The 12,560-nt window shown below is 60.6% G+C and carries 11 protein-coding genes; 7 read left to right on the top strand and 4 right to left on the bottom strand.

The genetic code is table 11. The features are described from left to right. Positions 1 to 369 precede the first annotated feature (369 nt). The 7 genes from DU484_RS07840 to DU484_RS07810 all read left to right on the top strand — a co-directional run bounded on the left by DU484_RS07840 (position 370) and on the right by DU484_RS07810 (position 7,850). Positions 370 to 1,527, top strand: a complete 1,158-nt coding sequence (locus DU484_RS07840) for a thiolase domain-containing protein (RefSeq protein WP_114605616.1) — start codon at positions 370 to 372, stop codon at positions 1,525 to 1,527. 2 nt (positions 1,528 to 1,529) lie between these two features. After that, entirely contained in the window at positions 1,530 to 1,910 is a 381-nt protein-coding gene (locus DU484_RS07835; RefSeq protein WP_114605615.1) for a Zn-ribbon domain-containing OB-fold protein, read from the top strand. Between the two features lie 4 nt (positions 1,911 to 1,914). Next, a complete protein-coding gene (locus DU484_RS07830) occupies positions 1,915 to 4,047 on the top strand; it encodes an acetate--CoA ligase family protein (protein WP_114605614.1) in 2,133 nt (710 codons plus the stop codon). Between the two features lie 290 nt (positions 4,048 to 4,337). Next, positions 4,338 to 5,456: a sodium:phosphate symporter gene (locus DU484_RS07825; RefSeq protein WP_262342899.1), complete on the top strand. Its 1,119-nt coding sequence runs from the start codon at positions 4,338 to 4,340 to the stop codon at positions 5,454 to 5,456. Positions 5,457 to 5,499: 43 nt separating this feature from the next. Then, on the top strand, positions 5,500 to 5,922 hold the full coding sequence (locus DU484_RS07820; RefSeq protein WP_114605613.1) for a universal stress protein: 423 nt from the start codon (positions 5,500 to 5,502) through the stop codon (positions 5,920 to 5,922). Between the two features lie 270 nt (positions 5,923 to 6,192). After that, positions 6,193 to 6,585, top strand: a complete 393-nt coding sequence (gene tnpA, locus DU484_RS07815) for an IS200/IS605 family transposase (protein WP_114605612.1) — start codon at positions 6,193 to 6,195, stop codon at positions 6,583 to 6,585. Positions 6,586 to 6,587: 2 nt separating this feature from the next. Beyond that, positions 6,588 to 7,850 carry an RNA-guided endonuclease TnpB family protein gene (locus DU484_RS07810; RefSeq protein WP_114605611.1) on the top strand — a complete coding sequence of 421 codons (1,263 nt, stop codon included), beginning with the start codon at positions 6,588 to 6,590 and terminating at the stop codon, positions 7,848 to 7,850. A gap of 50 nt (positions 7,851 to 7,900) precedes the next feature. On the opposite strand, the gene phaC is transcribed toward DU484_RS07810, so the two are convergent. The 4 genes from phaC to tnpA (DU484_RS07790) all read right to left on the bottom strand — a co-directional run bounded on the left by phaC (position 7,901) and on the right by tnpA (DU484_RS07790) (position 11,780). Further along, positions 7,901 to 9,541: a class III poly(R)-hydroxyalkanoic acid synthase subunit PhaC gene (phaC, locus tag DU484_RS07805; protein ID WP_114605610.1), complete on the bottom strand. Its 1,641-nt coding sequence runs from the start codon at positions 9,539 to 9,541 to the stop codon at positions 7,901 to 7,903. A gap of 55 nt (positions 9,542 to 9,596) precedes the next feature. Next, positions 9,597 to 10,034 (bottom strand): universal stress protein, encoded by a 438-nt coding sequence (locus DU484_RS07800; protein WP_114605609.1) that lies wholly within the window; start codon positions 10,032 to 10,034, stop codon positions 9,597 to 9,599. Positions 10,035 to 10,158: 124 nt separating this feature from the next. Then, a complete protein-coding gene (locus DU484_RS07795) occupies positions 10,159 to 11,394 on the bottom strand; it encodes an RNA-guided endonuclease InsQ/TnpB family protein (protein ID WP_114605608.1) in 1,236 nt (411 codons plus the stop codon). Further along, complete coding sequence (gene tnpA / locus DU484_RS07790; protein WP_114605607.1) at positions 11,391 to 11,780, bottom strand: IS200/IS605 family transposase; 390 nt, start codon at positions 11,778 to 11,780, stop codon at positions 11,391 to 11,393. Before tnpA (DU484_RS07790) ends, DU484_RS07795 begins: the two co-directional genes overlap by 4 nt. Between the last annotated feature and the right edge of the window lie 780 nt (positions 11,781 to 12,560).

Below are 12,560 nucleotides of genomic sequence, written 5' to 3'. Positions count from 1 at the left end.
GCGTACACGACGATGGCCCGATGCGCGCCTCCGTCAATAACGTCGGTCGGCACGAGGGGATCCTCGTACATATAGTGACAGTTATGGCGGCATCTCATAACGTTCCTTGTCGTTACCGTTCGCTGAGAAGTATTCACCCGTAGGCGGGAGATGCCCCGGCGACGACACCCACTCGTCCGTCACTGATGGTGGCGGATCGTAGCGGAATCGATGCTCGCCCGAGTCACTGGATTCGAGAGTCGTTGCGATGCATCGGTCGTACTCCTCGGCCACTCGAGCGCATCGCGGAATACGATTTCGCCCCGCACCAGTTCTCTTGTACTGGAAATCGTCGCCGGACTTAATGGTTGCAAGATTAACACGACGACCATGCCGCCGAAGATAGCGAGCGTTGCGAGTACGAAATACGACGAACACCCCGACTCGTCCTCGCGGGAACTGTTCGTCGAAGCCGCCATCGACGCGTTCGAGGAGACGGACCTCGGTCCGAGCGACCTCGACGCCGTCTACGTGGGGAACTTCATGGGCGACCTCATCGAAGACCAGGGGCACATGGGTGCGCTCCTCGCGGACCACGTCGGCGCACGCGAGGTGGCGTCGATCCGCATCGAGAGCGCGTGTGCCTCCGGCGGCGCGACGTTTCGACAGGCGGTACACGCCGTCGAGTCGGGGGCCGCGGATGCGGTCCTCGCGGGAGGCGTCGAGCAGATGTCCATCGCTAACATCGAACACGTAACCGACGCGCTCGCCAACGCTGCCGACGATGTCTACGAGAACGAACAGGGGCTGACGTTCCCAGGTATCTACGCCCTCATGGCCCGGCGCTACATGCACGAGTTCGGCGCGAGAAAAGAGGACCTCGCTGCAGTGTCGGTCAAAAACCACAACAACGCCGTCGAAAATCCTCTCGCACAGTTTCAGAAAGAACTCACCGTGGACGACGTACTGGCATCGAAACCGATTGCCACCCCGCTCGTCCTCTACGACGCGTGTCCCGTTTCCGACGGCGCGAGCGTGGTCATCGTCGTCAGCGAGGCGTTCGCCGCCGACCACAGCCTCGACACGTCGGCTAGCGTTCTGGGAACGGGGCAATCGAGTGACGCCGTCGCGCTTCAGGACCGAGCAACCATCACGCGAACTCCTGCAGCCGAGCGCGCGGCCGAGGAAGCGTACGACGAGGCCGATACTGCCCCCGAAGACATCGACGTCGTCGAAGTCCACGACTGTTTCACCATCGCCGAGATTCTCGCACTGGAAGCGCTCGGGTTCTACGGCCGAGGAGAAGGCACTCGCGGCGCAGTCGACGGCGAGACGGCACTCGACGGGAAGCTCCCAGTCAATACGTCGGGCGGCCTCCTCGGGAAAGGCCATCCGGTCGGTGTGACGGGTATCGGACAGATAGTCGAGCTGACGAAGCAAATCGACGGACGACACCCAAATCAGGTCGAGGGTGTAAATACCGCCCTCGCCCACAACGTTGGCGGGAGCGGCGCGAGTACGACGGTGACCATCCTCGGAGGTGAGTGATCATGCCGAAATGGTTCGATAGCTTCACGGACACGATCGAGTCGGACGAACAGCAATACCTCGCCTGCGAGACGTGCGGACACGGGACGCTTCCGCCTCGTCGGCTGTGTCCGGCGTGTGGGTCGGCCGACCTAACCCGAGAGCCACTCTCCAAACGCGGAACGGTTCTCTCGTTCACCGAGATCTCGATCACGATCCCGAAATTCCACGGTGAGACACCCTACACCGTTGCGCTCGTCGAACTAGACGAGGAGATCACACTCACTGGACAACTCCGGGATGCAACTGCCGACGATATCGCCATCGGCGATGCGGTCGTACTCGGGACGGAACCACGCGACGCGGGAACGGCTGTCCTCACGTTCCGACCGGCGGAGGAGTGAACTGATGCCGGACCTGTCGGGGCTGTTCACTCCGGATCGCGTCGCCATCATCGGTGCGAACGACGAGGAGGGCTCGGTCGGGCGAGCGCTGCTGAAGAATCTCTCGTCGTTCGATGGCGACGTGATCCCAGTCAATCCGAACCTGGAAACGGTGCTCGGCCGGGAGTGCTATTCGGAGATCGGCGACGTTCCCGACGCCGCATCGATCGATCTCGCCGTCGTCGCCGTTCCGGCGACGGTTGCCGTCGACGTCGTTCGCCAGATCGGACACGCTGGGATTACCGATGTCGTCGTTATTACGGCTGGGTTCAGCGAAACCGGAGGGGAGGGCGAACAGCGGGAACAGGAGTTGATCGACGTCGCCGAGGAGTACGACCTCAACCTCGTCGGACCGAACTGTATCGGCATCATCAGTACCCCGTCTGGACTCAACGCGACCTTCGTACGAGGTGAGCCTCCGGTGGGTTCGATCTCGTTTATGAGTCAGTCCGGCGCGTTCATCGCGGCGGTACTCGGCTGGGCGGCCCAGCACGGCGTCGGATTCAAAGACATCGTTTCCCTGGGAAACGAGGCCGTTCTCGACGAGATCGATTTTATCGAACAGTGGAGCGACGATCCAGACACCGACGTCATCTTGGCGTATCTCGAGGACATCGGTGACGGCCAGCGCTTCATCGAAACGGCCCGCGACGTGACGATGGAGACACCGATCGTGGTCATCAAATCGGGCCGGACGGAGGCCGGGGCTGAAGCCGCAGCCTCACATACCGGGTCGATCGCCGGGAGTGAGGACGCTTACGAGGCCGGTCTTCATCAAGCTGGGGTCCTCCGGGCAATGAACATCCAAGAGGTCTTCGACTACGGGCAGGTGCTCGCCGGACAACCGCTACTCGAAGACGACGACATCGCAGTGGTCACGAACGGTGGGGGGCCCGGCGTTCTCACGACCGACGCCGTCAGTGATTCCCGACTGACGATCGCGGAGTTCGGCGACGACGTTGGGGCCGAGCTTGCAGACGTGCTTCCAGGCGAAGCCGACGTGGCGAATCCCCTCGACATCATCGGCGATGCGGACATCGACCGGTTTCGCGAGTCTCTCGACATCGTACTGGGTGGCGAGAGCGTCGCCGGGGCTATCGTCCTCTGTGTGCCGACAGAAACGCTCGAGTTCGATGACCTGGCCGACGCCATCGGCGATCTCCAACGCCGGCACGAGAAGCCGGTCGTGACCTGTCTGATGGGCGGCGAGGAAGCGGATCGTGCAGCCAATACGCTGGAATCGTACGGCATCCCTAACTATTTCGACCCAGAGAGGGCGGTCTCCAGCCTCGAGGTACTCGCGAAGTATCGGGACGTCACAGAACGCGAGTACGAATCTCCCGAAGCATTCGATATCGAGAAAGAGCGCGCCCGAGAGATTTTGATGCAGGCGGCCGAGCGTGACGTGGATCATCTGGGTGTCGAGGTGATGGGGTTACTCGACGCCTACGGGATCCCCATTCCAGCAAGTGACCTCGCCGAGAGTGCTTCAGAAGCCGAATCGATCGCCGAGGAGATCGGTGGCCCGGTCGCCATGAAGATCGTCAGTCCAGACATCCTCCACAAGTCCGACATCGGTGGCGTCGAAGTGGACGTTCCAATCGAGGCGGTTCGTGGCACCTACCAGACCCTCCGCGAGCGGGCGATCGATCACGATCCAGATGCGACCGTTCTCGGGGTACAGGTCCAGGAGTTCGTCGACCCGGACGAGAGTACGGAGACGATCGTCGGTGTGAAGCGCGATCCGCAGTTCGGCCATCTCGTGATGTTTGGACTGGGAGGAATCTTCGTCCAGATTTTCGAAGACACGGCGTTTCGCGTAGCCCCCGTCAGCGAACGGGAGGCACGCGAAATGACCGAGGAGATCCAGGCAGCGCCGATGCTCCAAGGAGCACGCGGACGCACTCCGGCCGATGTCGACGGCGTCGTGGAGACCATCCAACGAATATCCCAACTCGTCACTGATTTCCCCGCGATTACCGAATTCGACATCAATCCGCTCGTCGTTTCTCCGGAGGGCGTGCATGCCGTCGATCTGCGATTGACTGTCGACAGGGAGGCGCTACCAGTCGAGACAGCGCGGGAGACCGACGGATGAGAGACCGTATCCGGCGTGAGCACAGACTGACTCGCGAGATCGACCAGCCTCGACAGGCAATCTCCTGTGAACGCAGTCGCTGTGGCGGTCCAGCGGCTGAACTATCCTCTCTCGACGGTGATCTCTCGTGAATCTCGAAGTGTTCTGTCAGATCGGCGGGGGTGCCGTCGCTGGGTATCAGCGCCGAAGGGCCATCGTCTGTGCGAGCCACCCCGACGCGTCGACGGGGGTCTGTACAGACCGTGTTGGCATATCTCCGGACCACGGACGGATCTGGTGATCACGAGTACATGACTGGACCGGACGAGACATCTGAGGCGGCTACGCGGGCCACGAGACTGCTAGAATTCGTATCCGAATCGGGGCCCCTCTGGGCCGGCGGGCTCACGGCACTTCTCCTGTTTCTGTTTGCCGTCCAGTTACTCGGGACGGCAACGGAAGCGGCGGAGCCCCTCATCGAGCGCCTCCTCAGGACGGTCGTCGTCGACAACGGCTCCGCACTCGGACTGAGTTGGCTGGCGACCTACGGGGTGACTAACGGATCGGTGGTGGCGGCACTCACGCTCTCGCTGCTCCGGTCCGGTATTATCTCCGCGTCGGAGGCGTTCCTGATGATCGCTGGTTCCCGTCTCGGGGCGGGCGCTATCGTCGTCCTCGTCGGCACGCTGGACTATTTTCAGAAGCGCCGTACGCGTACTCTGAGGGAGAGAACGAGCCTCGGACTGCTAACCTTCGTGGTGACGTTCACCGTCTACCTCCCGGTGACCGCGCTCGGGATCGTCGTCCTGACGACGTTCCAATCTGAACTGTTTGCCGCAACCGGCGGACTGTCTCTGCCCGTCCGATCGCTGCGATTTTTCGAACCAATCACCGAGACCGTCACCCGTTCGTCCGGACCGGAGATAGCACTCGTCATCGCGATCGCGTTGCTGTTGGGGAGCCTCTGGCTGTTCGACGAGGTGTTAGAGCGCGTGGAGACGGAATCAGTCCGGACATACCTGTTCCGACACTTCGAAGGGCAGTGGACGGCCTTCGGAATCGGATTCCTGATCACGGGCGTCACGACGAGCATCGCCTTCTCCCTGGGTGTGGTCGTGCCGTTGTACAACCGTCAATTCGTCCGGCGTGACGAGATCGTGCCGTACATCCTCGGCGCGAACATCGGGACGCTGTTCGACACTCTCGTCGTGGCGTTCGTGCTGGAGACGACCGTCGGCGTCGCTATCGTCCTGCTTCTGATGACTCTCGGGACGTTGCTCACGCTTACGGTACTCGTCGGGTACGAGCCCTACACCCAGATCGTGGACGTCACACAGGACAGGCTCCTCACGGATCGCCGGTTCTTCGTCGGATTCGCCATTCTGTTAGTCGCCGTACCACTCGCACTGTTACTCGTCCCGCACCTCTGACCGACACACAACAAACAATGCTGACGGATCCATACGAAAACCCATGACAGACCACCTCCTCGTGCCGATGGACAGTTCGCCGATGGCGAAACGGGCGCTCGAACACGCCCTCTCGACACGGCCCGATGCACGGGTCACAGTCCTTTACGTCATCGACTATATCGAAGAGAGCTATGGCGCCCGAGCACTGATCGGGACCGAGAAACTCCGGGAGCGAGCCCAGCAGCGGGCCGAGGAACTCTTCGAGGAGGCAACGGAGATCGCCGACGAGTTCGACGAAGCGATCCAGACCGAGACCGTCGTCGGCGATCCAGCACGTGAAATCGTCGTCTACGCCGAAGACCACGACATCGACCAGATCGTCATCGGAAGCCACGGTCGGTCGACGATGTCACGCATCCTGCTCGGGAGCGTCGCCGAGGACGTCACTCGACGGGCGCCAGTTCCCGTCACCGTCGTCAGATAGGCCAGCCGAGCGATGGTCAGACTCCAAAACCGGTGGTTGCCGGAGGTCAATCGCCCCTGCCCCGAATGTCACCGGTACCGGTGTAGAGTCGGTCGCCGCCGAACGGTCCCGCTGATCGCGTACCTATCTTTCTTCAAGGCGAGAATCCCGCCCTTTAGGGCGGGCGTGAAGCCGACAACTGCCTCACGTTCCACCGTCGGTTGCAGGCCGAATACCCCACGATGGCAAACCTTTTATTAAAATTGGGTGTGTAGAAATTAGTATGGCCAAATGAAGTACAACCTCGAAAAAGGGTCGCAAACGGTCTACGCGCTCCAATACCACTTTGTGACCGTCACAAAGTACCGCGCGGACATCCTCACCGACGAGATAGCCGAACGGATCGGTGAGATTGCCAGCGACATCTCCGAGGACTTCGGCGTGAGCATCCAGAACGTCAACGGCGGTTCCGACCATGTTCACATCCTGTTCACGGCGAAGCCCACCACGAACCTCACCAAGCTCATCAACTCTCTCAAAGGCGTCTCGTCTCGCAAGATTCGGGACGAGTACCCCGAGACTCGGCAGGCGCTCGACAGCGCGTTCTGGCAACCGGGGTACTTCCTCGCAACCACCGGACAGGTGAGCATCGACGTGCTGATGGAGTACGTGGAGGAACAGTAGCGATGTCCACGACCGTCACGAAGACGTTGCAGGCGACGTTCGCGCCACCCACCGCGCACAAGCAGTCGAAACTCAACGACCTGCTCGAAACCTACCGCGACGGTCTGCAAGAGGCGTTCGACTCCGGGGCGAGTACCATGTCGGCGGTGAGCGACATCGTGACGCCCTATGACCTCCCGTATCAGGCCAAAGCCGCACTCTGCAACTACGTCCCGAAACTCCGCAAGACGTACAACGCGAAGGAGTTGGACGACGAACACCCGATACGGCTCACCAACCAAGCCGCGAAGTTTGACCACTCCGAAGAACGCGACTACGAGTTCACGTGGTGGGTTCCCCGGCCGGGACGGGGAACGAACTTCTGGATACCGCTCCGTATCAATCCCGAGCAAGAAGACCTCTGGCACGACCTCGTATCGGAGGACGCGAAGGCGGGCGAGATACGGCTTCAACAGCATCGGAAGAACTGGGTACTGCACGTCACCGTCGAGTACCCGGTCGAAGAACCAGCGACGGACGGTGACGCCACGCACATCGGCTTGGACATCGGAGAAACCGCCCTCATCACGGGCTGTGCCCTCAAGGACGGTTCTCCGACTGACCCGCTCGTGCGTAGCGGAAGCAGAGCGAAGCATCTCCGCAAAGAGATGCACACCACCCTGAAACGACTCCAAGAGCGTGACGCTTCGGAGTGGCGTACCGACGAACGGTTCGACCACTACCAGAACGCGCTCACCGACATCGTGGAGAAGGCGTCTCGGGAAGCCGTCGAGTACGCCAAACGGTTTGAGGACCCGGTGTTGGTGATGGAGAATCTGACGTACATCCGCGAACGACTCGACTACGGGAAGTACATGAACCGTCGCCTTCACTCGTGGGCGTTCGCCCGACTCCAAGGGCGCATCGAAGACAAGGCGACGGAAGCAGGTATCCCGGTCGAGTACGTGAATCCGGCGTACACCAGTCAGACGTGCCACTCGTGCCACCGCATCGGTCGGCGGGACTCCCAAGCCGAGTTCCGGTGTCCGAACGACGACTGCCACGTCTCGACGTTTCAGGCCGACATCAACGCTTCCGCGAATATCGCACGACGGGTTGACCCGTGGGGAGAGAGCGTCCCGCTTGACAAGGCGGAACGCGATGACTCGTCTCGGGATGGGAGCGGTAGTGACACCGCCACGACTCACCGTGAGATGAGCGAGACACCCTCGCAGATGACGCTCACGGCGTTCCAAAAGTCGGAACCCTCTGCCAGCGACGACTGACTGGTATTCCCCATGCAGGGGAAGCCTCGCCGTTTACGGCGAGGAGGATGTCACTTCTCTGTCGGCCCGACCAGTTCGCGTGCCCGATTGATCCAGGTCCCGGCGAGTTCCTCAGTTGCCTCGGCGGCCTCCGCGACGCGTGCGTCGTCGGCGACAGCGAGTTCGGGGACCGACTCGATCCCCGCGGCTCGAAGCCGCTTGGCATACGTCGCCCCAATTCCGTTGACATCTTCGAGGTCGTACGAGCCAGCGATGGCGACCTCTTCAGCGGCCTCTTCGACTTCGGTGCGAATCGCTTCGCCGATATCCTTGACGACCGTTGTCACGACGCCCTCGTCAGTTTCGACCTCGACTGCGATCCCCTCCGGGCCGGTATCTAGGCCGATTTCGACGCCGAGGGCGTCCTCGAGAAACGTCTCGATAGCTGTCGGATCCCGCGTTATCACCTCACGTGCGATTTCACCGTCGTCGTCTGCAAGGACGACTTCCACTTCGTCGACATCTCCGACCGTGACATCGGTTTCGACATCGACGCCGAGTGTTTCCTCGATACCGTCGCCGATAACATCGGCAAGGGTCGGCCGCTCGGAGTGTTCGAGAAACCACTCCGCGACTTCGGGCCAGAGATCCCGATGAGCCCCGTTGGACATCGCAAGGCCGACGTGACCGCTCGGATATTCGATAGTCGTGGCATCATCTGTACCCACGACGTCGTTGAACGGTTTGCTTGCTTCTGGCGGCACGAGATTGTCATAGTCACCGAGGATCTGCAGGAGTGGCATATCGATATTCGTTACGTCGACGTGCTCGCCGCCGATTGTCAGTTCGTTTTCGTAGAGGCGATTGTCCTGATAAATGTCCTCGAGGAATTGGGCGTAAACCTCACCCGCCACGTCGACGCTATCCGAGAGCCACTGCTCCATTCGGGCGAAGTTCCTGACGAAATCCTCGTTTTCGAGGCGGTCGTAGAGATGTGCGTATTTCGTGACGTTGTTTGCCACCGGATCCATCTGGTCGAATCCGGCGGCGAGAAATTCGCCAGGGACGTTCCCGAACGTCTCGGTCACTGACCGGGGATCGTAGTGCTTCTCGTCGCCCCACAGCTCGAGAATACCGCCGGTATCGTCGAAGTACAATCCGGTCGCCATTAGGCCGAGTGCGTTCACCTTCTCGGGGTAGAGAGCAGCGTACATGACTGACATCGTCCCCCCCATGCAGTATCCGAGGACGTTGATTGCGTCCTGGCTCGATCGCTCGCACACTTCGTCGACGCAGTTGCGGATGTAGCGATTGACGTAGTCATGCAGCGAGAGGGACGTATCGAGTTCGGAGGGTTCGTGCCAGTCGATGAGGTACACGTCGTGACCGGCTTCCAGCAACCGACGAACGATCGATCGGTCCGGCTGAAGGTCGAGGATATACGGCCGATTGATCAGGGCGTAGACGATGAGAATCGGCACCCGGTGTTGGTGCTCGGTGAGCGACTCGTAGCGAAGCAATTCGAGTTTGTTCTCCGTGTAGACGACCTCGGAGGGAGTCTGGCCGACGTCGGCGGACGCGGCGTCTTCGAGACGATTCGGGACGAGCGTCGTCTTGTGAAGCCCCTCAGTAGCCGTTTGGAGTACGGTCCGTTGGGATGAGAGAAGGATATCGAAAGGGAACCGTAGTTCCGGCCGTTGGTCAGTAGGCATGGTGAAGAGCCATCTCGAACGAGGCATTAATTTGGAGTGTGACGATCATCAGCTTTCACTCTCCCTCTGTCTCTTGCTCCTCAGCCTCGATGACGCGAACTTCACGGTCACTCGCTTCGAGGACCTCCCGTCCAACGCCCGAGAAATGCTCCTCGTGGCTCCCATGTTCCCCCACGACGATGAGTTCTGCATCTATCTCGTCGGCGTACTCGCGAATGACTTCGTGCGGAATTCCGTGCCGAGTGTCTCCTTCCACACGAACGTCGTGTGCCTCTGCCATAGCCGTTACCTCGCCCACACAGACTGCGGCATGATCCTCCGCATAGATGGTCGCCAGTTCCGACGAACTAAGCGCAGGGTCGCCAAATCGCCGCTGGTCAACGACACAGATGACGTGCAGCGTTGCGCCCCGTTCCTCCGCGAGTTCGATGGCTCGTTCGGCCGCCTGCCGTGCGTACTCGCTCCCATCGGTGGCCAACAGAATAGTTCCCATAGCCAAGGATTTCGATGCGGAAGGATTAACAGTTTGTCATGGTTCCCAGCGATTGACCTCCTCCCGCGCCTGAAGACGCGGGAATCCCACCACGGGATTTCAGGCCTGTCGTGACCCTATGGTTTCAAGACGCATACGTCCCAAGCGTCTCTTGCTTGGTAGCATCGGCTTGGGTGTCTTGCGGGGCGGTCAAACGCCCCCCATCCTCAACCGAGTCATTGCCATCCGTGTGTTCTCTTGAATGGCTCTCTCCGCTGAGGTAGCGGTCCGCTATGTTAATCGCGCCGTTCACGTCCGCTTGGTACTCACCCATCCAGCAAGCGTCGTTCGTACACTTGAACGTCGCCTGTCGCGGGCGGTATCCTACCTCACCGCACGCATGGCACTCCTTCGACGTGTTGCGCGGGTTCACCGTCTCGACAGGGATACCCTTCTCGACGGCCTTGTAGCGTATCTGCGCGTGGAGTTTGGCGAATCCCCATCCGTGGAGACGCCGGTTCATGAAGTCGCCGTAGTCCATCGACTCCCGTATGTACGTCAGGTCTTCCAGAACGAGAACCGGGTTCTCGACGGACTCGGCGTATTCCACGACTTCGCGGGTGACGCGGTGGAACACGTCATCTATCTGTCTCCACAGGTCGTCTCCGAAGGACTCCGCGATACGCTCGCTTCCTCGCGTCTGGAGTCGGCGCTTGGCGGTGAAGTAGGTCTTGCGGAGCCGACGAACGGTCTTGCCCTCGTCGGCCCACAGTTCGGGAGCGGTCGGAGAACCGTGTCTGTCGCGGTGACACACCGTGACGAGTGACGCTTCCCCGATGTCCACTCCGATGGGCGTCCGTTCTTCGGCGGACACCCCGGAGCGTTCCTCCACCTCGCGGGTGGCGGTAACGTGGAGATACCACGTCTCGTCCCGCTCGAACAGCCGACTCTCGCCCATCGTGGCGTCTCCCGCGTTCAACGCTTCCAGCCAACCCCGCTGTTCGGGGTTCGGTTGTGCTGGCATCCAGAGGTGGTAGTCCTCGTGGTGCGGGATTTTGACGTACCACTCGATAGCGTTCTCGGGCTTGTGGTCGAGCCGTAGCCCCTCGTTGGTGAAGCGTACAGGGTGGTCGTCGTGAAGTTCGCCCGCGTTATAGGTCGTCGTGAGTTGCGGGACGTACTTCTTGAGCGCGTTCTTCGCGTACCCACTCAGGTCGTAGTTGACCACCACGTCGTTCGCTTCGGTCTGCGTGGTACATCGGGCGTCGAAGGCGTCTTGGAGGGCGTGCTGGTACGCTTCTCGCGTCTCTCGGAGTTTCCTCCGCTTGTGGGCGTTCGGGTCCACAAGTTTGAGTTCGAGCGTCTTCGTGAGTTCGGTCACGAATCGCCCTCCTTGTGTTGCTGGATGTAGTTCTCGACTGTCTCACTCGAAACGTGCCCGGCGGTCCCTGCGTAGTATCCTCGGGCCCATCCGATTTTCTCGCCGTCGTGGTCGGCGTATCGGTGGTTGTACTTGCGTGAGGAGATACCCTTGAACCAGTTGGCGAGTAGCGCCGGTTCGTTCTTGGGCGGGCTACTGACGAACAGGTGAACGTGGTCGGGCTGTACGGTGAGGTCGAGAATTTCGACGCCTTTGTCGTCGGCTATTTCGTGGAGGATGGTTTTCACACGGCTGGCGACTTCGTTGACGAGTACCGATTGACGGTACTTCGGCAACCACACTATGTGGTAGTTGAGGTTGTAGGTCGCGTGCCGTGTGGTCTTCATCCGTGTTGCACACTATGGTCCGTCGGCGTCTTAATACTACCGATAGAACGGTGGGAAATCCAGCCGTAGCGTCGTCGGTGGGAGTGTAGGCTATTGTCCGCTTGACCCCCGCCTAAAGACGGGGGTATGCGCTCGTATCTTCATCGACCACATCTTCGCCTTCGAGGACGATTTCCGGACGCTAGGGATGATCCGTGTCCCGGTCGACACCGGCGACGTGTGACGGATGACACGGATCGACCGAGACGAACCCCGGGGAGTGGCCGCCAGCACACTCGTCGCGTCCGCAGTGTGCGCTATGCCGAGTCTTTCCGAGCGCCTGGATCACCGGGGTCGTCCTCGTCGCTCTCGGGATCGGTCGAGGTTCCTTCCGTCGGTGGATCGAGTACCTGCACGACGAACTGGTAAATTTCTTAAGGAAGCGGATTAGGTCCGCTAAACCTCTTCCTGACGGATCGACAGTTATCGTGCCGAACCGGTGCTGCTAGCTTGCGCCAGCAATGCATTCTTTGAGTGAGTGGATAAAATTCTATGGATCTAGCTCTAGTAAGTCATCCGTCAGCTCGCCGCCGACGATTCTGGTAGTGAGCGATCATTTCGGGTGTGGAGTACGCAGTAGCGGCGCTGGGGAGGAGGGCAGGGAGTTATCGCGCAGGCCGCGGGGGGGGTCGATGAGCGGCCTTTCGATAGCGGGGATTTGGGTGCCCATTGCAGGGCAGAGTAACGTCCCTCAGCAGGTGATTTAAATCCTCGTCAGACAGGAGTCAGTGTACAATTCAT

It is taken from the genome of Haloplanus rubicundus (assembly GCF_003342675.1).
GTDB lineage: Archaea > Halobacteriota > Halobacteria > Halobacteriales > Haloferacaceae > Haloplanus > Haloplanus rubicundus.
The sequence above is the reverse complement of the archived record's forward strand: the minus strand, read 5'-3'. Positions and strand labels throughout refer to the sequence as shown.

Excerpts from the sequence above, each read along its gene's own strand:
- DU484_RS07820 (WP_114605613.1), top strand. The coding sequence starts at position 5,500 with ATGACAGACCACCTCCTCGTGCCGATGGACAGTTCGCCGATGGCGAAA.
- DU484_RS07800 (WP_114605609.1), bottom strand. The coding sequence starts at position 10,034 with ATGGGAACTATTCTGTTGGCCACCGATGGGAGCGAGTACGCACGGCAG.
- DU484_RS07825 (WP_262342899.1), top strand. The coding sequence starts at position 4,338 with ATGACTGGACCGGACGAGACATCTGAGGCGGCTACGCGGGCCACGAGA.
- tnpA (WP_114605607.1), bottom strand. The coding sequence starts at position 11,780 with ATGAAGACCACACGGCACGCGACCTACAACCTCAACTACCACATAGTG.
- tnpA (WP_114605612.1), top strand. The coding sequence starts at position 6,193 with ATGAAGTACAACCTCGAAAAAGGGTCGCAAACGGTCTACGCGCTCCAA.
- DU484_RS07840 (WP_114605616.1), top strand. The coding sequence starts at position 370 with ATGCCGCCGAAGATAGCGAGCGTTGCGAGTACGAAATACGACGAACAC.
- phaC (WP_114605610.1), bottom strand. The coding sequence starts at position 9,541 with ATGCCTACTGACCAACGGCCGGAACTACGGTTCCCTTTCGATATCCTT.
- DU484_RS07810 (WP_114605611.1), top strand. The coding sequence starts at position 6,588 with ATGTCCACGACCGTCACGAAGACGTTGCAGGCGACGTTCGCGCCACCC.
- DU484_RS07835 (WP_114605615.1), top strand. The coding sequence starts at position 1,530 with ATGCCGAAATGGTTCGATAGCTTCACGGACACGATCGAGTCGGACGAA.
- DU484_RS07830 (WP_114605614.1), top strand. The coding sequence starts at position 1,915 with ATGCCGGACCTGTCGGGGCTGTTCACTCCGGATCGCGTCGCCATCATC.